General features: G+C 73.9%; 23 protein-coding genes and 3 tRNA genes. 16 read left to right on the top strand and 10 right to left on the bottom strand.

The features are described 5' to 3' along the window. Window positions 1-2 precede the first annotated feature (2 nt). The gene (ilvC, locus tag ACI794_RS01730; RefSeq protein ID WP_456602194.1) at window positions 3-1,031 is read left to right on the top strand and encodes a ketol-acid reductoisomerase; all 1,029 of its coding nucleotides are present in this window, start codon (window positions 3-5) and stop codon (window positions 1,029-1,031) included. 76 nt (window positions 1,032-1,107) lie between these two features. Here ilvC and ACI794_RS01735 read toward each other — a convergent pair whose 3' ends face one another. After that, window positions 1,108-1,725, bottom strand: a complete 618-nt coding sequence (locus ACI794_RS01735; protein ID WP_456615553.1) for a hypothetical protein — start codon at window positions 1,723-1,725, stop codon at window positions 1,108-1,110. A 120-nt stretch (window positions 1,726-1,845) separates the two neighbouring features. Next, on the bottom strand, window positions 1,846-2,634 hold the full coding sequence (locus tag ACI794_RS01740) for a hypothetical protein (protein WP_456615554.1): 789 nt from the start codon (window positions 2,632-2,634) through the stop codon (window positions 1,846-1,848). A 113-nt stretch (window positions 2,635-2,747) separates the two neighbouring features. Between ACI794_RS01740 and serA the strand changes: the two genes are divergently transcribed. From serA to cimA, 3 genes are all read left to right on the top strand, one after another. After that, window positions 2,748-4,349 (top strand): phosphoglycerate dehydrogenase, encoded by a 1,602-nt coding sequence (serA, locus tag ACI794_RS01745; protein ID WP_456615555.1) that lies wholly within the window; start codon window positions 2,748-2,750, stop codon window positions 4,347-4,349. 16 nt (window positions 4,350-4,365) lie between these two features. Next, complete coding sequence (locus ACI794_RS01750) at window positions 4,366-5,388, top strand: 3-isopropylmalate dehydrogenase (protein ID WP_456602198.1); 1,023 nt, start codon at window positions 4,366-4,368, stop codon at window positions 5,386-5,388. Window positions 5,389-5,561: 173 nt separating this feature from the next. Next, complete coding sequence (gene cimA / locus ACI794_RS01755) at window positions 5,562-7,142, top strand: citramalate synthase (protein WP_456602199.1); 1,581 nt, start codon at window positions 5,562-5,564, stop codon at window positions 7,140-7,142. Window positions 7,143-7,189: 47 nt separating this feature from the next. On the opposite strand, the gene ACI794_RS01760 is transcribed toward cimA, so the two are convergent. From ACI794_RS01760 to ACI794_RS01770, 3 genes are all read right to left on the bottom strand, one after another. Next, window positions 7,190-7,912, bottom strand: a complete 723-nt coding sequence (locus ACI794_RS01760) for a glutamine amidotransferase (RefSeq protein WP_456602200.1) — start codon at window positions 7,910-7,912, stop codon at window positions 7,190-7,192. Window positions 7,913-7,916: 4 nt separating this feature from the next. Further along, entirely contained in the window at window positions 7,917-8,243 is a 327-nt protein-coding gene (locus tag ACI794_RS01765) for a putative quinol monooxygenase (RefSeq protein ID WP_456615556.1), read from the bottom strand. 166 nt (window positions 8,244-8,409) lie between these two features. Next, window positions 8,410-8,790 (bottom strand): VOC family protein, encoded by a 381-nt coding sequence (locus ACI794_RS01770; RefSeq protein ID WP_456579094.1) that lies wholly within the window; start codon window positions 8,788-8,790, stop codon window positions 8,410-8,412. A gap of 42 nt (window positions 8,791-8,832) precedes the next feature. Between ACI794_RS01770 and ACI794_RS01775 the strand changes: the two genes are divergently transcribed. The 6 genes from ACI794_RS01775 to ACI794_RS01800 all read left to right on the top strand — a co-directional run bounded on the left by ACI794_RS01775 (window position 8,833) and on the right by ACI794_RS01800 (window position 12,758). Next, window positions 8,833-9,645, top strand: coding sequence for a fumarylacetoacetate hydrolase family protein (locus ACI794_RS01775; protein ID WP_456602202.1), 813 nt, complete (start codon window positions 8,833-8,835; stop codon window positions 9,643-9,645). Beyond that, entirely contained in the window at window positions 9,642-11,153 is a 1,512-nt protein-coding gene (gene gltX / locus ACI794_RS01780) for a glutamate--tRNA ligase (RefSeq protein WP_456602203.1), read from the top strand. The genes ACI794_RS01775 and gltX overlap by 4 nt, the downstream gene beginning before the upstream one ends. Further along, a complete protein-coding gene (locus tag ACI794_RS01785) occupies window positions 11,150-12,322 on the top strand; it encodes a CPBP family intramembrane glutamic endopeptidase (protein WP_456615557.1) in 1,173 nt (390 codons plus the stop codon). Before gltX ends, ACI794_RS01785 begins: the two co-directional genes overlap by 4 nt. 78 nt (window positions 12,323-12,400) lie before the next feature. Continuing rightward, window positions 12,401-12,472 (top strand) — tRNA-Gln (locus ACI794_RS01790). Window positions 12,473-12,513: 41 nt separating this feature from the next. Beyond that, a tRNA-Glu gene (locus tag ACI794_RS01795) sits at window positions 12,514-12,586 on the top strand. A 99-nt stretch (window positions 12,587-12,685) separates the two neighbouring features. Next, window positions 12,686-12,758, top strand: a tRNA-Glu gene (locus tag ACI794_RS01800). 111 nt (window positions 12,759-12,869) lie between these two features. Here the strand turns inward: ACI794_RS01800 and ACI794_RS01805 are convergent. After that, complete coding sequence (locus ACI794_RS01805; RefSeq protein ID WP_456615558.1) at window positions 12,870-13,532, bottom strand: IclR family transcriptional regulator; 663 nt, start codon at window positions 13,530-13,532, stop codon at window positions 12,870-12,872. 112 nt (window positions 13,533-13,644) lie between these two features. Here ACI794_RS01805 and leuC point away from each other — a divergent pair, with 112 nt between their 5' ends. Then, entirely contained in the window at window positions 13,645-15,051 is a 1,407-nt protein-coding gene (gene leuC, locus ACI794_RS01810; RefSeq protein WP_456603165.1) for a 3-isopropylmalate dehydratase large subunit, read from the top strand. A gap of 4 nt (window positions 15,052-15,055) precedes the next feature. Continuing rightward, window positions 15,056-15,661, top strand: coding sequence for a 3-isopropylmalate dehydratase small subunit (gene leuD / locus ACI794_RS01815; RefSeq protein WP_456615559.1), 606 nt, complete (start codon window positions 15,056-15,058; stop codon window positions 15,659-15,661). Here the strand turns inward: leuD and ACI794_RS01820 are convergent. Genes ACI794_RS01820 through cofC form a run of 3 tightly spaced genes read right to left on the bottom strand, consistent with a single transcriptional unit; the run spans window position 15,658 to window position 19,295 of the window. Further along, window positions 15,658-16,587, bottom strand: a complete 930-nt coding sequence (locus tag ACI794_RS01820; RefSeq protein ID WP_456603167.1) for an NUDIX hydrolase — start codon at window positions 16,585-16,587, stop codon at window positions 15,658-15,660. The two genes, leuD and ACI794_RS01820, sit on opposite strands and share 4 nt — an antisense overlap. Further along, entirely contained in the window at window positions 16,571-18,643 is a 2,073-nt protein-coding gene (locus ACI794_RS01825) for an RNA degradosome polyphosphate kinase (RefSeq protein WP_456603168.1), read from the bottom strand. The genes ACI794_RS01820 and ACI794_RS01825 overlap by 17 nt, the downstream gene beginning before the upstream one ends. Window positions 18,644-18,647: 4 nt before the next feature. Then, the gene (gene cofC / locus ACI794_RS01830) at window positions 18,648-19,295 is read right to left on the bottom strand and encodes a 2-phospho-L-lactate guanylyltransferase (protein ID WP_456615560.1); all 648 of its coding nucleotides are present in this window, start codon (window positions 19,293-19,295) and stop codon (window positions 18,648-18,650) included. A 116-nt stretch (window positions 19,296-19,411) separates the two neighbouring features. Here cofC and ACI794_RS01835 point away from each other — a divergent pair, with 116 nt between their 5' ends. Genes ACI794_RS01835 through ACI794_RS01845 form a run of 3 tightly spaced genes read left to right on the top strand, consistent with a single transcriptional unit; the run spans window position 19,412 to window position 22,364 of the window. Continuing rightward, a complete protein-coding gene (locus ACI794_RS01835) occupies window positions 19,412-20,233 on the top strand; it encodes a lysophospholipid acyltransferase family protein (RefSeq protein ID WP_456603170.1) in 822 nt (273 codons plus the stop codon). After that, on the top strand, window positions 20,230-21,225 hold the full coding sequence (locus tag ACI794_RS01840; protein WP_456603171.1) for an NAD(P)H-dependent glycerol-3-phosphate dehydrogenase: 996 nt from the start codon (window positions 20,230-20,232) through the stop codon (window positions 21,223-21,225). Before ACI794_RS01835 ends, ACI794_RS01840 begins: the two co-directional genes overlap by 4 nt. After that, entirely contained in the window at window positions 21,222-22,364 is a 1,143-nt protein-coding gene (locus ACI794_RS01845) for a cystathionine gamma-lyase (RefSeq protein WP_456603172.1), read from the top strand. The genes ACI794_RS01840 and ACI794_RS01845 overlap by 4 nt, the downstream gene beginning before the upstream one ends. Here ACI794_RS01845 and ACI794_RS01850 read toward each other — a convergent pair. After that, window positions 22,335-23,135 carry a CDP-alcohol phosphatidyltransferase family protein gene (locus tag ACI794_RS01850; protein ID WP_456615561.1) on the bottom strand — a complete coding sequence of 267 codons (801 nt, stop codon included), beginning with the start codon at window positions 23,133-23,135 and terminating at the stop codon, window positions 22,335-22,337. The two genes, ACI794_RS01845 and ACI794_RS01850, sit on opposite strands and share 30 nt — an antisense overlap. A 98-nt stretch (window positions 23,136-23,233) precedes the next feature. Here ACI794_RS01850 and ACI794_RS01855 point away from each other — a divergent pair, with 98 nt between their 5' ends. Further along, on the top strand, window positions 23,234-24,370 hold the full coding sequence (locus ACI794_RS01855; protein ID WP_456603174.1) for a D-alanine--D-alanine ligase family protein: 1,137 nt from the start codon (window positions 23,234-23,236) through the stop codon (window positions 24,368-24,370). The last annotated feature ends 68 nt before the right edge of the window (window positions 24,371-24,438 follow it).

Raw genomic sequence — 24,438 nt, forward strand, 5'->3', positions numbered from 1 at the left:
GCATGGCCGCCGAGATCTTCTACGACGACGACGCCGACCTCTCGATCATCCAGGGGCGGACCGTCGCCGTCCTGGGCTACGGCAGCCAGGGTCACGCCCACGCGCTGTCGCTGCGCGACTCCGGCGTCGACGTCCGCGTCGGCCTGCCCGAGGGCAGCAAGAGCCGGGCCAAGGCCGAGGCCGAGGGGCTGCGGGTGGTCACGCCCGCCGAGGCGGCCGCCGAGGCCGACCTGATCATGATCCTGGCGCCGGACCACGTGCAGCGGCACCTCTACGCCGAGTCGGTGGAGCCCAACCTGCAGGACGGCGACGCGCTGTTCTTCGGCCACGGCTTCAACATCCGCTTCGGCTACATCAAGCCCCCGGCCGGCGTCGACGTCGCGATGGTCGCCCCCAAGGGCCCGGGCCACCTGGTGCGCCGCGAGTTCGAGAACGGCAAGGGGGTGCCCTGCCTGGTCGCGGTCGAGCAGGACGCCAGCGGCAACGCCCTGCAGCTCGCGCTCTCCTACGCCAAGGGCATCGGCGGCGCCCGCGCCGGCGTCATCAAGACGACCTTCGCCGAGGAGACCGAGACCGACCTGTTCGGCGAGCAGGCGGTGCTCTGCGGTGGCGCGAGCGCGCTGATCACCGCCGGGTTCGAGACGCTGACCGAGGCCGGCTACCAGCCCGAGGTCGCCTACTTCGAGTGCCTGCACGAGCTGAAGCTGATCGTCGACCTCATGTACGAGGGCGGCATCGCCAAGCAGCGCTGGTCGGTGTCCGACACCGCCGAGTACGGCGACTACACCTCCGGCCCCAAGGTCATCGACGCCCGCGTCAAGGAGTCGATGAAGGAGGTCCTCGACGCGATCAAGGACGGCTCCTGGGCCGCCGCCTTCATCGCCGACCAGGACGCCGGAGCGCCGGACTTCAAGGCCAAGCGGGCCGCCGCCGAGGCGCACCCCATCGAGGAGACCGGGCGCAAGCTGCGCGGGCTCATGAGCTGGGTGTCGGCGTCCGACGACTACACCGGGACCGCCGCCCGGAACTGAGCAAGGACCACCCTTCCTCCACGTGACACGGCCCCCGCTGCGCAGGCAGCGGGGGCCGTTCTCGTGCGGCGGGAGGTCAGACGGACTGACCGCGCGAGGCGAAGTACTGCCGGGACTGCTCGGTGCGCAGCAGCACGACGATGAGGATCGGCAGCACGAAGCCCAGCAGGCCGGTGAAGACGAAGCCCTCCTCCTGCACCAGGCTCCAGAGCAGGTACAGCAGCTGCAGCGCGATGGACGCGTAGCTGCCCAGCAGCAGCAGCTTGGGGTCCTGCCCGCGCAGCACCTGGATGCCGCCGAGGAGCAGCACGACGGCCGCCGCGAACGACAGCAGGGCCAGGATGCCGAGCAGCGCGTCGATCTCGAAGAGCGCGCCGATCGCGAAGAGGGTCAGCAGCCCGCCGAGCGTGCCCAGGCCGCCGATGACCACGCCGATGACGGCGGCCGCGGTGACCTGACCCGGGCGCTGACCGCCGGGCGCCTGGCCGTAGCCGGGAGGGGCGCTGGGATAGCCGCCCGGCTGCTGGCCGTAGCCCTGGCCGTACTGCGGGGCGGGCTGCTGGCCGTACCCCTCGCCGTAGCCCTGGCCGTAGCCCTGGCCGGGCTGCTGGCCGGGCGGCGGGCCCCAGCCCGGCTGGCCCTGCGGCGAACCCCCCTGCGGGTGGTCGGGATCGGAACCGGTAGGGCTGGACATGGTGGCTTCCTCCTGCTCGGGATCCCCGGCGTGATCGCCGAGGACGTGTCGTAGGGATGGTCACACCGGCGCGGGAGTCGGGCACCCCCGAGCGGATCGCTCCGGCCGGAGCCACCCGGTTCAGCGACCGGTCCGGCGGTACCGGTGGGCGGCGAAGAACTGGCCGGCCGGCTTCAGCGACAGCAGGACGACGATCGCCAGCGCCGCGAGGAAGAAGAGCAGATTGACCACGACGTCCCCGGCGGCCCCGTCGACGAGGCTGCCGAGGAGGCCGATCGTCGTGAAGGTCAGGGCGATCGAGCCGCCCACCAGCAGGAGCACCCGGCTGCGGCCGGTCAGCGCCCAGATCGAGCCCCAGACCATGAGCACCGTCCATCCCAGCGCGAGCACGCCGAAGACGATGAGCGCCCCTCCGACGGCGCCGGTCATGGCACCGAAGCCGGGGATCTCCTCGTCCAGCCCGCCGCCGGCACCGCTGGCGGCCGCGCCGATGATCAGGAGGAAGAAGGTGACGAGCAGCCCGATCGCGCCGTAGACGAGACCGAGCACGGCCGCCGTGATCACCCCGCCCGGCTTCGCGGGGACACCCGGGTCGCCGTACTGCTGGGGGTAGCCGGGGGCGCCGTACTGCTGGGGGCAGCCGGGCTGCGCGTACTGCGGCTGCTGCCCGTACTGGTCCTGCCCGTAGCCGCCCTGGCCGTAGCCGCCCTGGCCGTACTGCGGCTGCTGCCCGAACTGCGGCTGCCCGTACTGCGGCTGCTGGCCGTACTGGGGTTGGCCGTACTGCGGCTGCCCGTACTCGCCCTGGCCGCCGTACTGCTGCTCGTAGGAGGGCCGGCCGGGCTCCGGACCGCTCCCGGCACCGTGCGGCTGGGACTCGGGACGACCCTCGTCGTCGGACTGGCTCACTGTTCTCCTCCGTCGGGGCCGGCGTGCACCGGCTTCGCAAGCCAGGATGTCGGTGCCACCGGGCGGGGGCAAGGACCCCCGGGTGAGCCGCTGCGTCCCTAGGCTCTCCTCTCGTGACCACGACCGCACCCGTCGTCCTGATCGCCGAGGAGCTGGCGCCCGGCGCGCTCGTGGCGCTCGGGACCGACGTCGAGATCCGGCACGTCGACGGCGCCGACCGAGCGGCGCTTCTTCCTGCGCTGGCCGAGGCGGCGGCCGTCGTCGTCCGCAGCGCCACCCGGATCGACGCCGAGGCGCTGGCCGCGGCCCCGCGCCTGCAGGTCGTCGCCCGGGCGGGCATCGGCCTGGACAACGTCGACGTCGCAGCCGCCACCGGGCGCGGCGTGCTCGTGGTGAACGCACCGACCGCGAACGTCGTCAGCGCCGCGGAGCACGCCGTCGCGCTGCTGCTGGCCGCCGCCCGGCACATCCCGGCCGCCGACGCGTCCCTGCGCGCGGGCAGGTGGGACCGGTCCGCCTTCACGGGCGTCGAGCTCGCCGGCAAGACCGTCGGCGTGGTCGGCCTCGGCCGCATCGGCCAGCTCGTGGCGCAGCGCCTGGCGGCCTTCGACGTCGAGCTGGTCGCGCACGACCCCTACATCCAGCCCGGCCGGGCCGCCCAGCTCGGCGTCCGCCTGGTCTCCCTCGAGGAGCTGCTGCGGGAGTCGGACGTCCTCACCATCCACCTGCCGAGGACGCCGGAAACCCTCGGCCTGATCGGAGCCGCGGAGCTCGCGGCCACGAAGCGCGGGGTGGTGGTCGTCAACGCCGCCCGCGGCGGGCTGGTCGACGAGGCGGCGCTGGCCGACGCGCTGCGGACCGGCCAGGTCGGCGCCGCCGGCCTCGACGTCTTCGCCGAGGAGCCGTGCACCGGCAGCCCGCTGTTCGATCTCCCCAACACGGTCGTCACGCCGCACCTCGGTGCGTCGACGGCCGAGGCGCAGGACAAGGCCGGGACCGCCGTCGCCCGCTCGGTGCGGCTGGCGCTGCGGGGCGAGTTCGTCCCCGACGCGGTGAACGTGCAGGCCGGCGGCGTCGTCGCCGAGGAGGTGCGGCCGGGCCTGCCGCTGGCCGAGAAGCTGGGCCGGGTCTTCACCTCCGTCGCCGACGGGCTCGCGCAGTCGGTCACCGTGGAGGTCCGGGGCACCCTGGCCGAGTTCGACGTCTCGGTGCTGCCGCTCGCGGTGCTCAAGGGGGTCTTCTCCGGCGTGGTGGAGGAGCAGGTCACCTACGTCAACGCCCCCCTGCTCGCCGAGCAGCGGGGCCTGGAGGTGGTCCTCACCAGCGACCCCGAGAGCCCGACGTTCCGCACCTACGTCCGGGTGTGGGGTGCCATGGCCGACGGCACGCAGGTCACCGTCGCCGGCACCCTCTTCGGCAAGAACCAGGCGCCGCGGCTGACCGAGGTCGCCGGCTTCGAGATCGACCTCGCCGCCTCCGGGCACCTGCTGTTCTTCGTCTACGCCGACCGCCCCGGGGTGGTCGGCGCGGTCGGCGCGGAGCTGGGGGAGGCCGGGGTCAACATCGCCGGCGCCCAGGTGAGCCCGTCCGACGAGGGCGGTGAGGCGCTCATGGCGGTGACCGTCGACAGCCCCGTCGGACCGGAGCTGCTCCAGCGGATCGCCGCCCGCATCGGGGCGTCGGCAGCCCGGGCCGCGGACCTGAGCACCCTCTGACCTAGGGTCCCTGACCATGCGCCTGGCAGTGATCCCCGGAGACGGCATCGGACCCGAGGTCGTGGCGGAGGGGCTCAAGGTCCTCCGCGCGGTCGCCCCCGACCTGGAGACGACCCCCTACGACCTGGGCGCCGCGCGGTGGCAGCGCACCGGCGAGCTGCTGCCCGACCCCGTGCTCGACGAGCTCCGGCAGCACGACGCCATCCTGCTCGGCGCCATCGGCGACCCCAGCGTCCCGCCGGGCATCCTCGAGCGCGGGCTGCTGCTGCGGCTGCGCTTCGAGCTGGACCACCACGTCAACCTGCGCCCCGCGCGGCTGTTCGACGGTGTCCGCAGCCCGCTCGCCGACGCCGGCCCGATCGACATGCTGTGCGTCCGCGAGGGCACCGAGGGCCCCTACGTCGGCAACGGCGGAGTCCTGCGCAAGGACACCCCGCAGGAGGTCGCCACCGAGGTCAGCCTCAACACCGCCTTCGGTGTGGAGCGCGTCGTCCGCTACGCGTTCGAGCGGGCCGTCGCCCGCCCGCGCAAGCACCTGACCCTGATCCACAAGACCAACGTGCTCACCCACGCCGGCGGTCTCTGGTCGCGGATCGTGGAGGAGGTGTCGGTCGAGTTCCCGGAGGTGACCGTCGCCTACCAGCACGTCGACGCCGCCTCGATGTTCTTCATCACCGATCCGGGCCGCTACGACGTGATCGTCACCGACAACCTCTTCGGCGACATCGTCACCGATGTAGCGGCCGCGGTGACCGGCGGCATCGGCCTGGCGGCCAGCGGCAACCTCGACGCCTCGGGCACCAACCCGAGCATGTTCGAGCCGGTGCACGGCTCCGCCCCGGACATCGCCGGCCAGGGCATCGCCGACCCCACGGCCACCGTGCTCTCCGTGGGCCTCCTGCTGGAGCACCTGGGCCGCAGCGAGCAGGCGCGGAAGGTCGACGCCGCCGTCGCCTTCGACCTGTCCACACGCGACCCGCGCGCCACGATCCGCACCGCCGACGTCGGCGACCGGCTCGCCGCCCTCGCCGGCGGCTGAGGACGGCCGTCATCGTCGGGGCCGTCCCGTTGTGATTCACTGACCGGGATGCACCCCAGCGGCACGATCATCATCGCCTAGCGCGCAGTCACCTCCCCGACTGCGCGCAGACCTCCCGTACCCGGGGGGTCTTTTTCGTGTTCGGGCCGTCCACCACCGCCCCGGGAGACCCCATGACCAGCACCGACTTCCACGTCTTCGACACCACGCTGCGCGACGGCGCCCAGCGCGAGGGCATCAGCTACTCGGTCGCGGACAAGCTCGCGGTCGCCCGGTTGCTGGACGAGATCGGGGTCGGCTTCATCGAGGGCGGCTGGCCCGGCGCGCTGCCGAAGGACACCGAGTTCTTCTCCCGGGCCCGCACCGAGCTCCACCTCAAGCACGCGCAGCTGGTGGCCTTCGGCGCCACCCGCAAGGCCGGCGTCGCCGTCGAGGACGACCCCCAGGTCCGCGCGCTGCTCGACGCGCAGACGCCCGTGGTCTGCCTGGTCGCCAAGTCCGACGTCCGCCACGTGCGGGAGGCGCTGCGCACCACGCTGGAGGAGAACCTCGCGATGGTCGCCGACACCGTCGCCTACCTGGTGTCCGAGGGGCGCCGGGTGTTCCTCGACTGCGAGCACTTCTTCGACGGCTACGCCGCCGACCGCGACTACGGGGTGCGGGTGCTGCAGGCGGCGTTCGAGGCCGGGGCCGAGGTCGGCGTCCTGTGCGACACCAACGGCGGCATGCTCCCGATGGGCGTCGGCCGGGTGGTCGCCGAGGTGCGCTCCCGGGTCGAGGGGAAGCTCGGCATCCACTGCCAGGACGACACCGGGTGCGCCGTGGCCAACACCCTGGCCGCGGTCGAGGCCGGGGTCACCCACGTGCAGGGGACGGCGAACGGCTACGGGGAGCGGGCCGGCAACGCCGACACCTTCGCGCTGATCGCCAACCTGGTCACCAAGATGGGGATCCCCGCCGTGCCGGCCGAGTGCCTGCCCGAGCTGCAGCGGGTCAGCCACGCCATCGCCGAGCTCGCCAACATCGCCCCCGACGAGCACCAGCCCTTCGTGGGCGCCTCGGCGTTCGCGCACAAGGCCGGCCTGCACGCGAGCGCGATCAAGGTCAGCCCGGAGCTCTACAACCACCTCGACCCCGCGGTCGTCGGCAACGACATGCGCATCCTCGTCACCGAGATGGCCGGCCGGGCGTCGGTCGAGCTGAAGGGCCGCGAGCTCGGCGTGGACCTCACCGGCCAGACCGATGCGATCGGCCGGGTGGTCGACCAGGTCAAGGTCCTCGAGGCCGACGGCTGGTCGTTCGAGGCCGCCGACGCCTCCTTCGAGCTGCTGCTGCGCTCCCAGCTGCCGGAGGCGCCGCCGCCGCTGTTCGGGCTGGAGAGCTACAAGACCTCCGTGGAGCACTGGGGCAACGGCGTGGTGGTCAGCGAGGCGACGGTCAAGGTGCACGTCGACGGCGAGCGGATCATCAGCACCGGCGAGGGCAACGGGCCGGTGAACGCCCTCGACAACGCGCTCCGCCAGGCGCTGGTGCACCGCTACCCGCAGCTGGCCGAGGTCTCCCTGGCCGACTACAAGGTCCGCATCCTCGGGTGGAAGGGCGGCACCAGCGCGACCACCCGCGTGCTCATCGACACCACCGACGGGGTGGGGGAGTGGACCACCGTCGGCGTCCACGCCAACATCGTCGAGGCCTCGTGGCACGCGCTGGTGGACGCGCTGACCTACGCGGTGCTGCGTCGTCCTCAGCCGTAGTGGTCGTCCTCAGCCGTAGCGGTCGCCCTCAGCCGTAGCGGTCGTCCTCAGCCGTAGCGGGCGACGAAGTTCGCCAGCAGCCGGCCGGGCGCGGTCACCACCGCGGGGGTCAGGCGCCGCACGACCGCCTCCACCTCGCTGGGCGCGAAGTAGCCGGCGTGCTGGTAGATGCGCACTCGCGCGACGATCGCGGCGACGTCGAGCTCGGGGTGGAACTGGGTGGCGTAGACGTTCTGCTTCACCTTGAACATCTGCACCGGGCAGGTCGCCGAGGAGGCCAGCAGCACGGCGGTGGGCGGCAGCACGCGGCACGCCTCCTTGTGGCCGACGAAGGCGGTGAAGCGGTCGGGCACGCCGGCGAGCAGGGGGTCCTCCCGGCCGTCCGGGGTGAGGGCGACCTCCACCGCCGACACCGGCTCCCCGAACGTGCGGTCGACGACACCGCCCTGGTGGGTGCCGAGCGTGCCGATCCCGTAACAGGCGCCGAAGAAGGGCAGGTCCCGGTCGACGATCTCGTCCAGCAGGCGGCCGACGTCGCGCTCCACCCGCACCTGGACGGCGGACTTGTCCTCGTCGGAGGAGTTGAACGGCCCGCCGCCGAGGAAGACGCCGGCGTAGCCGTCGAGGTCGAGCGCCGGCAGCGGCCCGGCCTCGAGCCGGATCCGGTGCAGCCGCGCCGCGGGCAGCGCCGTGCAGCGGAGGAACGAGGCGAGCTCCCCGTCCGCGGCCTCGTCCTCGGGGCGGGAGGAGAGCAGCAGGAAGGGCTTCACCCGGTCAGCGCGGCTGGATCTCGCCCATCGGGCCCCAGCCGCTGACGTCGGGCGCGTCCACGTAGATGATCTGCGGCTGCGCGGAGACGAGGTCCGGCGCCTGCTCGACGAAGCGCTTGAAGGCGTCGGTGGCCACGTGGGCGGCGCCCGCGTCGGCGTCACGGAAACCCTCGACGCAGACGAAGGTGTGCGGTTCCTCCAGGCTGCGCGACCACTCGAAGAACAGCGATCCCTTCTCGGCGTTAACCGCGCGGGCGTAGTCGGCGGCCAGCCCGGTCCACTCGTCGGCGCGCTCGGGACGGACGGGGAACTTCACGACGATGAGGATCACGGGGTCATTGTCGGCCTCCGGCCGACACCGCGGCCAGTTGCCGTCCCCACGACCCGGCGAACCGTCCCCCTGGGGAGGTGTGCTGCCAGCTGTGGCGCTCTGCCCACCCCGGCGGGGCAGAGACCGACTGCCCTGCCGAAGACCTGGTGCCGCCGGCGGCCGCCCGTCACACGGGGTCCAGCCGGGTCCGGAGCAGGCAGAACTCGTTGCCCTCCGGGTCGGCGAGGACCTGCCAGGTCGCGTCGTCGGACTGGCCGACGTCGGCCGGCGTCGCGCCCAGCCCGAGCAGCCGCTGGAGCTCGGCGTCCTGGTCGCGGTCGGTCGGGCTGACGTCGATGTGCAGGCGCACCTTCCCCGGCGTCGGGTCGGTGACCGGCACGAAGACCAGCGTGGGCGCGGGCCCGCCGAAACCGGCCTCGGGGCCGATCTCTACGGCGCCGTCGTCCTCCCGCCCCACGACCCGGTAGTCCAGCACCGCCGCCCAGAAGGCGGCGAGGGACTCGGGGTCCCGGCTGTCGACGACGAGCTCGCTGAACCGGCAGGCCATGGGTGCACGGTAGGCAGGAGGGGGCGCGACTAACCTCGGGTCGTGCGCATCGTCCGTTTCGCCTCCCCCCAGGGCATGTCCTTCGGCGTCCTCGACGGAGACGGTCAGGTGGCCCAGATCGAGGGCCACCCCTTCGGCCAGATCTCCTTCACCGGCGCCCGCTTCGCCCAGGCCGACATCCGGCTGCTCTCGCCGATCCTCCCGAGCAAGGTGGTGTGCGTCGGCAAGAACTACGCCGAGCACGTCAAGGAGATGGGCACCGGCGACGCCCCGCAGCAGCCGCTGCTGTTCCTCAAGCCCTCCACCTCGGTCATCGGCCCCGGCGACGCGATCCGCATCCCGGCGGGCAGCACCAACGTGCACCACGAGGCCGAGCTCGCCGTGGTGATCGGCGCGCGCGGGGCCCGCAACGTGACGCCGGAGCAGGCGATGGGCAGCGTGTTCGGCTACACGATCGCCAACGACGTCACCGAGCGGGACATGCAGAGGAGCGACGGGCAGTGGACCCGCGCCAAGGGCTTCGACTCCTTCTGCCCGCTGGGGCCGTGGATCGAGACCGACCTGGCCGGCATCGGCCTGGACGCCGCGGACCTCGAGGTGACCTGCGACGTCGACGACGAGCGCCGCCAGACCGGGCGCACCAGCCAGCTGCTGTTCGGCATCCCCACGCTGATCGCCTACATCTCGCAGGTGATGACCCTCCTGCCCGGCGACGTCGTCCTCACCGGCACGCCGTCCGGCGTCGGGCCGATCCGCCCGGGTCAGACCGTCACCTGCGCCATCCAGGGCCTCGGCACGCTCACCAACTCGGTGACGGCGGCCGATGCCGTCTCCACCGCCGGTGGCGCCCGATGACGGCCACGGCTGTCGCACCCACCACCCCGACCGGAGCGGTCCGCACCCGCTTCTGCCCGTCACCGACCGGGCTGGTGCACGTCGGGCTCATCCGTACGGCGTTGTTCAACTGGGCGCACGCCCGCCACCACGGCGGCACGTTCGTCTTCCGCATCGAGGACACCGACGCCGCCCGCGACTCCGAGGAGTCCTACCGGCACCTGCTCGACAGCCTGCGCTGGCTGGGCCTGGACTGGGACGAGGGCCCGGAGGTCGGTGGGCCCCACGGGCCGTACCGGCAGTCGGAGCGGCAGGACGTCTACCGCGAGGTGGCCGCGAAGCTGCTCGAGTCCGGGCACGCCTACGAATCCTTCTCCACCAACGAGGAGGTCGACGCCCGGCGCCGCGCCTCCGGCCAGGACCCGAAGCTCGGCTACGACAACTACGACCGCTTCCTCACCGACGCCCAGAAGGCGGCCTACCGCGACGAGGGCCGCCAGCCGGTGCTGCGCCTCCGGATGCCGGACGAGGACCTCGCCTGGACCGACCTGGTGCGCGGCGAGGTGCGCTTCGCCGCCGGCGCGGTGCCCGACTTCGTGCTGGTGCGGGGCAACGGCGCGCCGCTCTACCCCTTTGTGAACCCGGTCGACGACGCCCTGATGGGCATCACCGACGTCCTCCGCGGCGAGGACCTGCTGCCCTCCACGCCGCGGCAGCTGGCGCTCTACGCGGCGCTCACCGACATCGGCGTCGCCGCCGGCACCCCGCGCTTCGGCCACCTGCCCCTGGTGACCGGCGAGGGCACCAAGAAGCTCTCCAAGCGCGACCCCACGTCCAACCTCGACGTCTACCGGGAGCGCGGCTTCCTCCCCGAGGGCCTGGTGAACTACCTGGCGCTGCTGGGCTGGTCGATCGCCGAGGACCGGGACATCTTCTCGGTGGCCGAGATGGTCGAGGCCTTCGACGTCACGAAGGTCAACGCGAACGCCGCGCGGTTCGACCTGAAGAAGGCCGAGGCGATCAACGCCACGCACCTGCGCGCCCTCCCGGTGGAGGAGTTCACCGCTCGGGTGGTCCCGCACCTGGCTGCCGCGGGACTGGTCACCGACCCGCCCACCGCCGAGCAGGACGCGGTGCTGCGCGCGATCGCCCCCCTGGCGCAGGAGCGGATGGTGGTCCTCTCCGAGGCCGTCGGCCTGCTGGGCTTCCTCTTCGTCGACGAGGTCCAGGTCGACCCGGCCGCCGCCGAGAAGCAGCTCTCCGGGGAGGGCGCGGTCGAGGTGCTGGACGCGGCGTCGGCGGCGCTGGGCGAGCTGCCGGAGTGGACGACGCCCGCCATCGAGCAGGCCCTCAAGGCGGCGCTCGTCGACGGGCTGGGGCGCAAGCCGCGGCAGGCGTTCGGGCCGGTCCGGGTCGCCGTCAGCGGGCGCACGGTCTCCCCGCCGCTGTACGAGTCGATGGAGCTGCTCGGCCGCGACCGGACGCTGGCCCGGCTGGCCGCTGCGCGCACGGTGGCGTCGGCGGGATGACCTCGCCGGCGGCCGGCGGGGGCCCGGTCGAGGAGCCGTACGCCGGGCCGCCGCCCACGCTGCGCCCGGAGCCGGGGTGGTTCCCGGTCGCGCCGTGGCCCGGGCCGCCGGGTGGCCACCCGGCGGGTCCGTACCACCCGGCACCGTTCCCGCCGGGGGCCCACCCGCCGTTCCCGGCGGGTGCGTGGGCCCCCCACCCGCCGGCGCCACCGGCCGGGTGGGCCCTCCCGCCGGGCACGCCGCCGCACGACGAGCCGACGTCGTTCCTGCGGGCGATGCGCTCGCGCGACTGGGCCTGGTGGCGGCCGTTGCTGGGGCTGCTCCTGCTCGGGGTGGTCTTCCTCGTGGCCGGGGCGCTGCTCGGCGTCCTCGGCATCCTGACCGGGATCAGCCCCGACCTGACCCTCATCGAGCTCACCGACCCCGGCACCCTGCTGGTCACCAACGCGACCCTGGTCGTGGGCATCCCGGTGGTGTGGCTGGCCTGGGCCGTGGCGCACGGCATGGGCACGGGCTGGTCGTCGTCGGTGCTGGCCCGGTTCCGGTGGCGGCTGCTGCCCCGCCTGACCGTGCTGGCACTGGCCTCGATCGGCGTCGTCATCGGGCTGTCGGTGCTCGTGGGCGTGACCGTGGGCGGCGCAGAGGTGACCGGGCCGGTCCCGTCGTGGGGCTGGCTGCTGGTGGTGGTCCTGTTCACCACACCGCTGCAGTCGGCGGCGGAGGAGTACCTCTTCCGCGGCTACCTCAGCCAGGCGGTCGCCGGCTGGATCAGCGCCCCCCGCACGGGCGCGGTGGTCGCCGCGGTGGTGACCGGCGCGCTCTTCTCCCTCGCCCACCTGCCGCCGGACCTCGCCACCTTCCTCGACCGCTTCGCCTTCGCCCTCGCCGCCTCGGCCGTGGTGTGGTTGACCGGCGGCATCGAGGCGGCCGTGGTGATGCACGCGGTCAACAACGTGGTGCTGTTCGTGCTGGTCGCCCTGCTGGGGGACGCGGTGACCACGGACGTGGTGCCGGCGGGGCTCGTCCCGGTGTCGCTCGCCCTGACCGTCGCCGGCTTCGGCGGTTTCGTCCTGCTCGTCGCCCGCTGGCGGCGGCGGGCGCAGCCCGAGCTGCGCACGCCCGCCCTGGACCTGCGGCACCCGCCCGTGGTCTCCGTCCCGGCCCGCTGATCCGCCGACCGGGGGGTGGTGCGACCCGCCTCCGCGGCGTCGGGTACAGTTCTTCCCGGCGCCGCGAGGTGCTACCCATGGGGTATGGGGTAATTGGCAGCCCGACGGTTTCTGGTTCCGTTAGTCTAGGTTCGAGTCCTGGTACCCCAGCGAGGAAGCCTGGTTCCTCTTGCAGTACCGCACCACAGCACGGCCCCGTCGTCTAGCGGCCCAGGACGCCGCCCTCTCACGGCGGTAGCGAGGGTTCGAATCCCTTCGGGGCTACGCGACCGAGAGCCCCCGACCACCCGGTCGGGGGCTCTCGCCGTTCCCGGCCCCCCGGTGCGGCGCCGGTGCGCGGGCATGGCAGAATCTTCGGCGCAGGGCCCCGTCGTCTAGCGGCCTAGGACGCCGCCCTCTCACGGCGGTAGCGAGGGTTCGAATCCCTTCGGGGCTACGCGACCGAGAGCCCCCGACCACCCGGTCGGGGGCTCTCGCCGTTCCCGGGGCGGCCTCGAGGGGCTGGTGGGCGCGCCGACACGTGCTCGAACGCGGTACGACCGAGGCGTCAGCGTGCGGAGCGGGAGATCGCCGCCGCGGCGTCCAGCACCGCGCCGACGACCTCCGGGCTGGGCCGGCGGCCCAGCCGCTCCACCGGGCCGGAGATGGAGACGGCGCCGAGCACCGACCCGCCGCCGTCGCGGACGGGCGCGGACAGGGAGGCGACGCCGGCCTCCCGCTCGGCCACGCTGTGGGCCCAGCCGCGGCGGCGGACGTCGAGCAGCGTGCGCGCGGTGAAGCTGGCCGAGGGCAGCAGCCGGGTCACCTCGTCGGCGGGCATGAAGACCAGCAGCGCGTGGGCGGCCGACCCCGCCGTCATGGGCAGGCGCGCACCGACCGGGACGGTGTCCCGCAGGCCGCTGGTGCGCTCCGCCGCGGCGACGCACACGCGGGTCGCGCCGTCGCGCACGTAGAACTGGGCGCTCTCGCCGGTGACGTCCCGCAGGGTGACCAGGTGGCGGGAGGCGATCTCGCCGATGTCGGCCGTCCCGCGCCCGAGTTCGGCCAGCGCCGGGCCGGGCGCCCAGCTGCCGCTCTCGGTGCGCCGGACGAGGCGGTGCCCCTCCAGCGCGACGGCCAGCCGGTGGGCGGTCGCCCGGGGTAGACCGGTGCGCGCGACCAGCTCCGCGAGGGTGGCCGGCTCGTGCGCCACGGCGTGCAGGATCGACACCGCTTTGTCCAGAACCGCGACCGGGTTAGGCTGTCCCACACAGCAATACTCGCATCCCGCAGAGTGAGACAGTCAACTCGGGATCGACCAGTCACCCGAAGGGGACGCGCCCGTGCCGAAGACCCTGGCCGAGAAGGTCTACGACGCCCATGTCGTGCGCAGCACGTCGGGGGAGCCCGACCTGCTCTACATCGACCTCCACCTCGTGCACGAGGTGACCAGCCCGCAGGCCTTCGACGGTCTCCGGGCGGCCGGGCGCACGGTGCGGCGGCCCGACCTGACGATGGCGACCGAGGACCACAACGTCCCGACCCTGGACATCCTGAAGCCCATCGCCGACCCGGTCAGCCGGGCGCAGGTCGACGCGCTGCGCCGCAACGCTGCCGAGTTCGGCATCCGGCTGGCGCCCATGGGCGACCGCGACCAGGGGATCGTGCACGTCATCGGCCCGCAGCTGGGGCTGACCCAGCCCGGCATGACCATCGTCTGCGGCGACAGCCACACCTCCACGCACGGCGCGTTCGGTGCGCTGGCCTTCGGCATCGGCACCAGCGAGGTCGAGCACGTGCTGGCCACCCAGACGCTGCCGCAGTACCGCCCCAAGCAGATGGCGGTCACCGTGGACGGCGAGTTGGCGCCCGGCGTCTCGGCGAAGGACGTCATCCTGGCCGTCATCGCGCAGATCGGCACCAACGGCGCCGCCGGCCACGTCATCGAGTACCGCGGCAGCGCCATCGAGGCGCTGTCGATGGAGGCCCGCATGACGATCTGCAACATGTCGATCGAAGCCGGCGCCCGCGCCGGGCTGATCGCCCCCGACCGGACCACCCTCGACTTCCTGCAGGGGCGGCCGCACGCGCCCCAGGGCGCGGACTGGGACGCCGCGGTGGAGTACTGGTCGACGCTGCGCACCGACGAGGGCGCGGTGTTCGACAGCGAGGTCGTCCTGGACGCCTCGACGCTGACGCCGTTCGTCACCTGGGGCACCAACCCCGGCCAGGGGCTGCCGATCAGCGAGCGCGTCCCCGACCCGGCGGAGATGGCCGACGAGGGGGAGCGGCGGGCCGCCGAGCAGGCGCTGGCCTACATGGGGCTGACCCCGGGCACCCCGCTCACCGAGATCGAGGTCGACACCGTCTTCCTCGGCTCCTGCACCAACGGCCGGATCGAGGACCTCCGCGTCGCCGCCGAGATGCTGCGCGGCAAGAAGATCGACCCGAACACGCGGATGCTCGTCGTCCCCGGCTCGGTCGGCGTGAAGAACCAGGCCGAGGCCGAGGGGCTCGACCGGGTCTTCGTCGACGCGGGGGCGGAGTGGCGCGGCGCCGGCTGCTCGATGTGCCTGGGCATGAACCCCGACCAGCTCAAGCCGGGTGAGCGCTCCGCCTCGACGAGCAACCGCAACTTCCAGGGCCGGCAGGGCAAGGGAGGGCGCACCCACCTGGTCTCGCCGTCCGTGGCCGCCGCCACCGCGCTCACCGGCCGCCTCACCGCCCCCGCCGACCTGATCGGAGCCTGACCCCGTGGACGCCTTCACCACCCACACCGGCACCGTCGCACCGCTGCGCCGCAGTGCCGTCGACACCGACCAGATCATCCCGGCGGAGTACCTCAAGCGGATCACCCGCACCGGGTTCGAGGACGGGCTCTTCGTCGCCTGGCGCACCAACGAGCCGGACTTCGTGCTCAACAAGCCCGAGTACGCCGACGCCTCGATCCTCGTCGCCGGCCCCGACTTCGGCACCGGCTCCTCCCGCGAGCACGCCGTCTGGGCGCTGCTGGACGGCGGCTTCCGCGTGGTGATCAGCTCGCGCTTCGCCGACATCTTCAAGAACAACTCGACCAAGGCCGGCCTGCTCACCGTCGTGCTGCCGCAGGAGCAGGTGGAGGCGCTGTGGGCGGCCGCCGAGGCCGACCCCACCACCCAGGTGACCGTGGACCTGCAGGCCAAGCAGATCACCTACGGCGACACCGCGGTGCCGTTCGAGGCCGACGACTACACCCGCTGGCGGCTGCTGGAAGGGCTCGACGACGTCGGCCTCACCGAGCGGCACCTGGACGACGTCGAGGCCTACGAGGCGCGGCGCCCCGCCTGGTTGCCCAAGGCGCTGCCCGCGCTGCCGGCTTAACGGGGCGCGTCGGGGTCGGGCTCGAGGTCACGGTAGTAGTCGGCCACCAGCGCGCCCGGCCGGCCGCCGAGGGCCCACACGCTGCCCTTGGCGGCCGGCGGCGCGAGGCCGGGGACGCCGTGCCCGTGCACCCCGAGCGCCTGCAGCAGCGACGGGATGGCCCCGCCCTGGCTGCACAGCACCGTCACCCCGGCCTCGGGGGCGTCCGAGAGCAGCCGCTCGAGCGCGCTGAGGGCGGCCTGCGGGTCCTCCGCGAAGCACTCCTCCCCGAACTCGGGCCGGTCGTGCACCCGGAGCCCCACCTGCTCGGCCAGGGGTGCCACCGTCGCGCGGCAGCGCAGCGGCGGTGCCGCGGCCACCGCGCGGGGGGAGAACAGCGGTAGCGCCTCGGCCAGCCGCCGCGCCTGGCGTTCCCCCTTGGCGTCCAGCGGCCGCAGGTCGTCGGGGCCGTCGAAGTCCTGCCTGCTCCCCGCGCGGCCGTGGCGCACCAGCAGCACGCCCACCTCGCGTGGGACGTCGGTGCGGGCGGCGTCGGCGACCACCAGCCGGTCGTGCTCGTGGGTGACCTGCGCGGCGGCGGCGTCGGGGGAGAGCCAGCGCAGCTCGTCGACCTCGTCGTTGGCCGTGAACTCGCCACCGGCGCAGCGCATCAGCCAGTAGTCGACGCGCTTGGGGGCGCCGTCGACGGCGTAGCGGGTGGTCGGGGCGCGGCGCCCGGCCACCACGGCGAGCCCGGTCTCCTCGACCACCTCCCGGCAGGCCGCCTGCAGGGGGTGCTCGCCGGCGTCGAGCTTGCCCTTGGGCAGCGACCAGTCGTCGTAGCGCGGGCGGTGCACCACGGCGACCTCGATCCCGCCGTCCGCGGCCGGTCGCCAGAGCACCCCGCCCGCGGCGACGACGGTGCGGGGCTCAGCCGGCGAGCTCATGGACCCGCCGCATCAGCACCGCCTGGTGGTCCCGGCCCTCGAGCCGCTCCCAGCTGCCGTCGCTGCGCAGCTCCCAGCAGCGCACCCCGGGCCCCATCGCCGGCTCCAGGGCCTCCTGGAGCTGCGCCCGGGCCGCCTCGTCGCAGACCCGCAGCAGCACCTCCACGCGGCGGTCGAGGTTGCGGTGCATGAGGTCGGAGCTGCCGATCCACCACTCGGGGTCCCCGCCGTTGTGGAACGACATGACGCGGGAGTGCTCCAGGAAGCGGCCGACGATCGAGCGCACCCGGATGGTCTCCGAGAGGCCGGGCACCCCGGGCCGCAGCGCGCAGATGCCGCGGACGAAGAGCTCGACCGGGACGCCGGCGCGCGAGGCCTCGTAGAGCGCGTCGATGATCCGCTCGTCGACGATCGAGTTCGCCTTCATGCGGATGCCCGAGGGGCCGCCCTCGGCGGCGTGCCGGGCCTCGCGGCGGATCTTCTCGATCAGGCCGTTGCGGATGCCGTGCGGTGCCACCATGAGCGTGCGGTAGTTGGTCTGCCGCGAGTACCCGGTGAGCACGTTGAACAGGTCGGTGAGGTCCGCGCCCACCCGCGGGTCGGCGGTCAGGATGCCGAGGTCCTCGTAGATGCGGGCGGTCTTCGGGTTGTAGTTGCCCGTGCCGATGTGGCAGTAGCGCCGGATGACGCCCTGCTCGCGGCGGACGACCAGCGCCGTCTTGCAGTGGGTCTTGAGCCCCACCAGCCCGTAGACCACGTGGCAGCCGGCGCGCTCCAGCGAGCGGGCCCAGCTGATGTTGGCCTCCTCGTCGAAGCGGGCCTTGATCTCCACGAGGACGACGACCTGCTTGCCCGCCTCGGCCGCCTCGATGAGCGCGGTCACGATGGGCGAGTCACCGGAGGTGCGGTACAGCGTCTGCTTGATGGCGAGCACGTTCGGGTCGGCCGCGGCCTGCTCGATGAAGCGCTGCACGCTCGTGGCGAACGAGTGGTAGGGGTGGTGCACCAGCACGTCGCCCTCGCGGAGGGTGGCGAAGACGCTCTTGGGCGTCTCGCCCTCGGAGAGCCGCGGGTGCGTGGCGGGGACGAACGGGTCGTCCTTGAGCTCCGGGCGGTCCAGGTCGTAGAGCGCCATGAGCGAGGCGAGGTCCAGCAGCCCCGGCACGTGGACGACGTCGTCGGGGGAGACCTCCAGCTCCGAGATGAGCACCTCGAGGATCCGCGGATCCATCGGCTCGGCCACCTCGAGGCGGACGGCGGGGCCGAAGCGGCGCCGGGCCAGCTCGCGCTCCAGGGCCTGCAGCAGGTCCTCGTCGCGGTCCTCCTCCACCTCGAGGTCGGCGTTGCGCGTGACCCGGAAGAAGTGGTGGTCGATCACCTCCAGTCCCGGGAACAGCTGGGCGAGGTGGGCGGCGATGAGGTCCTCGAGCGGCAGGAAGGTGGCCGTGGAGTCCGCCGACTCGACCGGCACGAACCGCGGCACGTTGTTGGGCACCTTCAGCCGGGCGAACCGCGGGGCGCCGGTGTCGGGATCGCGCACCGACACCGCCAGGTTCAGCGAGAGCCCGCTGATGTAGGGGAAGGGGTGCGCCGGGTCGACCGCGAGCGGGGTGAGCACGGGGAACACCTGGTCGCGGAAGTAGTCGCGCAGCCGGCGGGTGTCCTGGTCGGCGAGGTCCTCCCAGTGCACGAGCCGGATGCCCGCCTCCTCCAGCCGCGGCAGCACGTCCTTGTTGAAGACGTCGGAGTGGCGCTGCACCAGTTCCTGGGTGCGACCGGTGACCAGTTCGAGCTGCTCCCGGATGGTCAGCCCGTCGGGGGAGCGCACGGTGAGACCGGTGTTCTGCCGGCGCTTCAGGCCGGCGATGCGGACCATGTAGAACTCGTCGAGGTTGGTGGCGAAGATGGCGAGGAACTTGACCCGCTCCAGCAGCGGCAGGGACTCGTCCTCGGCGAGCTCCAGCACGCGCGCGTTGAAGTCGAGCCAGGACAGTTCCCGGTTCAGGTAGCGGTCGGCGGGCAGGGCATCGGTCCGGGGAGCGCTCTCTGGGGCCACGTCCTCATCGTGCCGTACCCACCCGGCTCGCGAGCACCGGTGAGGCCCGCACGAGCCCGCTCGTGCGCGGGCCGGCGCCGAGCTCCAGCGCGGCCCGCAGGTCGGCGGGGACGTCCACGTCGCGCTGCAGGCCGGGCCACGCGCCGGGCAGCCGGACCGCGCCATCGGCCTCGTGGGCGTGCGCGGAGCCGCGGCCGAACCGCGGGCGCAGCGGGGCCCCGGCGGCGGTCAGCAGGGTGGTGCCCGTCCCCTGGGCGTCGGCCACGAAGCACCGGGGTGCCGCCGCCGCGGCGGCCAGCGCGGCGTCGAGCTCCCCGGGGCGCAAGGCCGGGAGGTCGGAGGAGAGCGCGGCCACCTGCGCGCTCCCGGCCCACCAGGCCCCGTGCTCGAGGGCGGGGTTGAGGCCCCGGTCGGGCTCGTCGGGGACGACGTCGGCGCCGAGGTCGCGCACCAGCTCCGCGGAAGCCGCCTCGTCGGTGACGACTACGACAGAGCCCACCCGCGGGCAGGCCAGCGCCGCGGCGACCGTGTCGGCGAGCAGGGCGAGGACCAGGGCGCCGTGGTCACCGCCGGGGCCGGCGGTGAGCGGCCGCAGCCGGGTCTTGGCCGCCGCGAGCCGCTTCGCCGGGACGACGACCGACCATGTGGACACGGCCCCACAATGTCAGCACGCGGTCGCTCGGCGGCCCGCCGGACCGGGACCCGGTGGTCCGGGCCGGGTGGGACGGGTCGATCATGGGCGGGCTCACACCAGAGGGAGGCGGGTCGGTGACGGAAGAGGCGTCCCCTCATGGCACGACCCCGTCCGGGCACGCGCGTGGCCGGCCGGAGAGCCGGTGGCGCACCCGCGGGCGGATCTCGTTCCACCTCTGGCTGTGCATCCTGGTGATCTACCCGGTCTCCTCCCTGATGTTCCGGCTGCGCTACCACCACATCGAGCGCATCCCCGTGCGCGGGCCGGTCCTGCTCGTGGTCAACCACGTCTCGGTGCTCGACCCGCTGGCCTGCGCCCGCCTGGTGTTCGACCGTGGGCGCATCCCGCACTTCCTGGCCAAGGAGGCGGTCTTCAAGGGGCCGGCGGGCACGATCCTGCGGGCCGCGGGGCAGATCCCGGTGGCCCGGTACTCGTCGGCCGCCCGGGGTTCGCTGGACGCGGCGCGCGCCGACCTGCAGGCCGGCAGCATCGTGGTGATCTACCCCGAGGGGTCGGTGACGCGGGACCCCGCGTGGTGGCCCATGCAGGCGCGCACGGGCGCGGCGCACCTGGCGCTCACCACCGACGCCGTCGTGGTCCCGGTGGCGCAGTGGGGGCCGCAGCGGGTGCACGACTACCACGCCAGGAAGCTGCACCTGCGGCTGCGCACGCCCGCCGACTACCTGGTCGGCGAGCCGATCGACCTCTCGGCCCTGCGCGCCGAGGTCCGGGCCGGCCGGCCGCTGGACGCCCCACTGCTGCGGGAGACGACCGACCTGATGATGACGAGGGTTCGCCACCAGCTCGCCGAGCTCCGGGGGGAACCGGCCCCGGCCGCCGTCCACCCCGGTCCGGGGCGCTCGCGCCCCGGCGGCGCCGCGGGGAGCGCCGCGTGACGCGCGCGGCGGTGCTCGGTGCGGGTTCCTGGGGCACCACGTTCGCCAAGGTGCTCACCGACGCCGGGTGCGAGGTCCGGCTGCACGCGCGGCGGCCCGAGCTGGTGCGGGCCATCTGCGACCACCGGGAGAACCCCGACTACCTGCCGGGGGTGCGCCTGCCCGACCGGCTGCGGGCGACCGTCGACCCGGCCGAGGCGCTCGACGGCGCCGAGGTCGTCGTGCTGGCGGTGCCCTCGCAGTCGCTGCGCGACAACCTCACGTCCTGGTCCGGCCTGCTGCCGCCGGACGCCACGCTGCTGTCGCTCATGAAGGGCATCGAGCTCGGCAGCACCATGCGCATGAGCGAGGTGATCTGCGAGATCACCGGCTCCGGGGCGGGGAGGGTCGCGGCGCTGTCCGGCCCCAACCTGGCCCGGGAGATCGCCGAGGAGCAGCCGGCGGCCACGGTCATCGCGTGCTCGGACCCGGACCGGGCCGCGGTCCTGCAGGCGGCCTGCCACACCCCCTACTTCCGGCCCTACACGAACCCGGACGTCGTCGGCTGCGAGCTGGGCGGAGCGGTCAAGAACGTCATCGCGCTGGCCGCCGGCATCGCCGAGGGGCTCGGCTTCGGCGACAACACCCGCGCCTCGCTGATCACCCGCGGGCTGGCCGAGACGGCGCGGCTGGGGCTCGCACTGGGCGCCGAGCTCACCACGTTCGCGGGACTGGCGGGGCTGGGCGACCTGGTGGCGACCTGCAGCTCGCCGCTGTCGCGCAACCGCACCTTCGGCGAGAAGCTCGGCCGGGGCATGAGCGTCGAGGAGGTGCAGGCGAGCACCCGGCAGACCGCCGAGGGCGTGAAGAGCTGCCGCTCCGTGCTCGACCTCGCCCGCGCGCACGGCATCGACGTCCCGATCACCGAGGCCGTCGTCCGGGTGTGCCACGAGGGCGAGGCGCCGGCGCAGATGGTGCGGGAGATCATGTCGCGGGAGGCGAAGCCTGAATGAGCAGCGAGCTGGGCGGTCACGGGGACGGGACGCGGTCGGTCCGGGCGGGGGAGGACCCGGCGGTCCCGGGCGCGCCGCTGCGGCCCTCGCCGGTCTTCGCCGCACCCTTCCACCTCGGGGACCGGCCGCCGCGCGCCGGCGGGGCCGACGCGTACGCGCGGACCGAGCAGCCGACGCTCCGGCACTTCGAGGACGCCGTCGGGGAGCTCGACGGCGGCCGCTGCCTCTCCTTCGCCACCGGGATGGCGGCGCTCACCGCCGCGGTGCTGTCCTGCGTCGGCAGCGGTGACCGCGTCGTCCTGCCGTCGGACGGCTACTACACGACCCGCCTGCTGGCCGCCGAGGAGCTGGCCCGGTTCGGCGTCGAGGTGCGGTACGTGCCGACGCCGGAGATCGAGCGGGTGGCCGCCGAGGGGGGTCTGGCCGGGGCCCGCATGGTCCTGCTGGAGACGCCGAGCAACCCGCAGCTCGACGTCTGCGACATCGCCGCGGTCGCGGCAGCCGCGCACGCGGCCGGTGCGCTGGTCGCCGTCGACAACACCACCGCCACCCCGCTGGGCCAGCGCCCCCTGGCGCTCGGTGCCGACCTCACCGTCGGCAGCGACACCAAGGCGCTCACCGGGCACAGCGACGTCCTCCTCGGGCACGTGACCGTGGCCGACGACGCCCTGCACGCGGCGGTGAAGGGCTTCCGCGACCGCACCGGCAGCACGCCGGGGCCCTTCGAGGCGTGGCTCGGACACCGCTCGATGAGCACCCTGGACCTGCGGCTGGCCCGCCAGGCGGAGAACGCGGCCGCGGTCGCCGAGCTCCTCGCGGGGCACCCGGCCGTGACCGGTCTGCGCTGGCCGTGGCGGCCGGAGGACCCGTCGTTCGCCCTCGCCTCCCGGCAGATGCTGCGCCCCAACGGCGTCGTCTCCGCCGAGCTGCCCGACGAGGCCGCCGTCGCCCGGCTGCTGGGCGCCAGCCGGCTGTGGGCGGCGGCGACCAGCTTCGGCGGGGTGCACAGCACCATCGACCGGCGGGCCCAGTGGGGCGGGGACGCCGTCCCGGAGGGCTTCGTGCGGCTCTCCTGCGGCATCGAGGACACCGCGGACCTGGTCGCCGACCTATCCCGCGCGCTCGACGCCCTCGGCTGACGCGGACCGGCGGCGGGTGCCGGCCACCGTGAGCCAGATGCTCACGCCGAAGTAGTAGGCGAGGTAGACCATGCTCACCGCGACGACCACCGGGTGGGGATCGGGGTACTGGACGATCAGGACGGCGAAGGCGACCAGCCAGACCGCCGCCAGCCCCAGGTTCACCCCCCGCAGCAGCTTGGTGCGCGACGGGTAGACGTACTTGACCGGCACGAACACCAGGACGGTCAGGACGGCGAGCGCGATGCCGACGCCGGTCGGGCCGACGTCCAGGACGATCGCGTAGAAGGCCACCACGTTCCAGTAGCTCGGGAAGCCGAGGAAGTAGTGGTCCTCGGTCTTCGCGTCCACCCGGCAGAACTGGTAGCAGGAGGCGAGCAGCGGCAGCGCGGCCAGGACCCAGCCGAGCGCGCCGCCGGGCAGCCGGTCGGTCGTCCAGAGCAGCACGATCGGCGCGAAGACGTAGGTCAGGTAGTCGACGATGTCGTCCATCCGGGCGCCGTCGAACCAGGGGATCGTCTCCTTGACCCGGAACCTCCGGGCCAGCATCCCGTCGGTGCCGTCGATGAACAGCGTCGCGAGGATGAGCCACAGGGCCGTCTCCACGGCGCCGTCGAAGGCCGCGAGGACGATGAGCAGGCCGAGCACCGAGCCGCTGGCGGTGTACAGGTGCACCGCCGCGCCGGCCAGGCGCAGTCCTGGGGAGTGCCGGGGCCCGTCGGTGGTGCGCGCGGCCCCGGGTGCGGTCTGGTGAGCTGGGTCGTCGGGCACGGCGACGAGGCTGCCACACCACGCCCGGCCCGGCGGACCGACGCGTGCACCGACGTCGCGGCGGGGGCGGCGTCGGGGCCTCGGTTAGGGTCGCGTCGATGAGCGGACAGCAGGGCAGGGTGCGTGTGGCCGTCGTCTTCGGCGGGCGGAGCGAGGAGCACGCCATCTCCTGCATCTCCGCCGGCAGCGTCATGGCCGCGCTGGACCCGGAGCGCTACGAGGTGGTCCCGGTCGGCATCGCGAAGGACGGGCGCTGGGTGCTGCCCGACCCCGGCCAGCGGCTGGCGCTCACCGACGGCGCGCTGCCCGAGGTCACCGGGGGGACGGCGGTCTCCCTCGTCGGCGACCCCGAGGCCCGGGGACTGGCCGTCCTCCAGCCCGGCGCCGCGGTCGGTCGGGCGCTCACCGAGGTCGACGTCGTCTTCCCCGTCCTGCACGGGGCCTTCGGCGAGGACGGCACCGTCCAGGGCCTGCTGGAGATGACCGGGCTGCCGTACGTGGGCTCGGGGGTGTTCGCCAGCGCCGCCTCCATGGACAAGGAGTTCACCAAGAAGCTCCTCGCCGCGGCGGGCCTGCCCCAGGGTGACCACGTCGTCCTGCGCGACGAGCACGGCGCGGTCTGCGCGGACCCCGTCCTGCTCTCCGAGGCACAGCGCGAGCGACTCGGCCTGCCGGTCTTCGTGAAGCCCGCGCGCGCCGGCTCGAGCATCGGCATCAGCAAGGTCACCGACTGGGCGCAGTTCCCGGCGGCGGTCGCGGCGGCCGCCGCGGTGGACCCGAAGGTGATCGTCGAGGCCGCCGTCCCCGGCCGTGAGATCGAGTGCGGCGTGCTCGCCGCGCGCGGCTCGGGCCTGCCCGAGGCGAGCCTGCCCGCCGAGATCCGGCTGCGGCCGGGGGTGGACTGGTACGACTTCGCCGCGAAGTACCTCGACGACGCCGCGGAGTTCGACATCCCGGCCGACCTCACCGCCGAGCAGCTCGCCGCCGTCCAGGACACCGCGCGCCGCGCCTACCTGGCGCTGGACTGCCGCGGGCTGGCCCGCGTCGACTTCTTCCTCGGCACCGGCCCGGACGGCGCGGACCGCCTGGTGATCAACGAGGTCAACACCATGCCCGGGTTCACGCCGATCTCGATGTTCGCCCGCATGTGGGGCGCCACCGGGGTCGACTTCGGCGAGCTGGTGGACCGCCTGGTGAGCGGGGCGCTCGCCGGCGGCGCGCGGCCGGGCCGGTGAGGGCCGGGCGGCCGGGCCGTGGCGGAGGCGCCACCGGTCACCGGATCGCCCCGGGCCTCCTCCTGGCC

This window comes from Blastococcus sp. SYSU DS0541 (genome assembly GCF_054050875.1).

Bases quoted from the DNA above. Each gene is read 5' to 3' on its own strand.
- ilvC (WP_456602194.1), top strand. From the start codon at position 3: ATGGCCGCCGAGATCTTCTACGACGACGACGCCGACCTCTCGATCATC.
- ACI794_RS01735 (WP_456615553.1), bottom strand. From the start codon at position 1,725: ATGTCCAGCCCTACCGGTTCCGATCCCGACCACCCGCAGGGGGGTTCG.
- ACI794_RS01750 (WP_456602198.1), top strand. From the start codon at position 4,366: ATGCGCCTGGCAGTGATCCCCGGAGACGGCATCGGACCCGAGGTCGTG.
- cimA (WP_456602199.1), top strand. From the start codon at position 5,562: ATGACCAGCACCGACTTCCACGTCTTCGACACCACGCTGCGCGACGGC.
- ACI794_RS01770 (WP_456579094.1), bottom strand. From the start codon at position 8,790: ATGGCCTGCCGGTTCAGCGAGCTCGTCGTCGACAGCCGGGACCCCGAG.
- gltX (WP_456602203.1), top strand. From the start codon at position 9,642: ATGACGGCCACGGCTGTCGCACCCACCACCCCGACCGGAGCGGTCCGC.
- ACI794_RS01785 (WP_456615557.1), top strand. From the start codon at position 11,150: ATGACCTCGCCGGCGGCCGGCGGGGGCCCGGTCGAGGAGCCGTACGCC.
- ACI794_RS01820 (WP_456603167.1), bottom strand. From the start codon at position 16,587: ATGAGCTCGCCGGCTGAGCCCCGCACCGTCGTCGCCGCGGGCGGGGTG.
- ACI794_RS01845 (WP_456603172.1), top strand. From the start codon at position 21,222: ATGAGCAGCGAGCTGGGCGGTCACGGGGACGGGACGCGGTCGGTCCGG.
- ACI794_RS01855 (WP_456603174.1), top strand. From the start codon at position 23,234: ATGAGCGGACAGCAGGGCAGGGTGCGTGTGGCCGTCGTCTTCGGCGGG.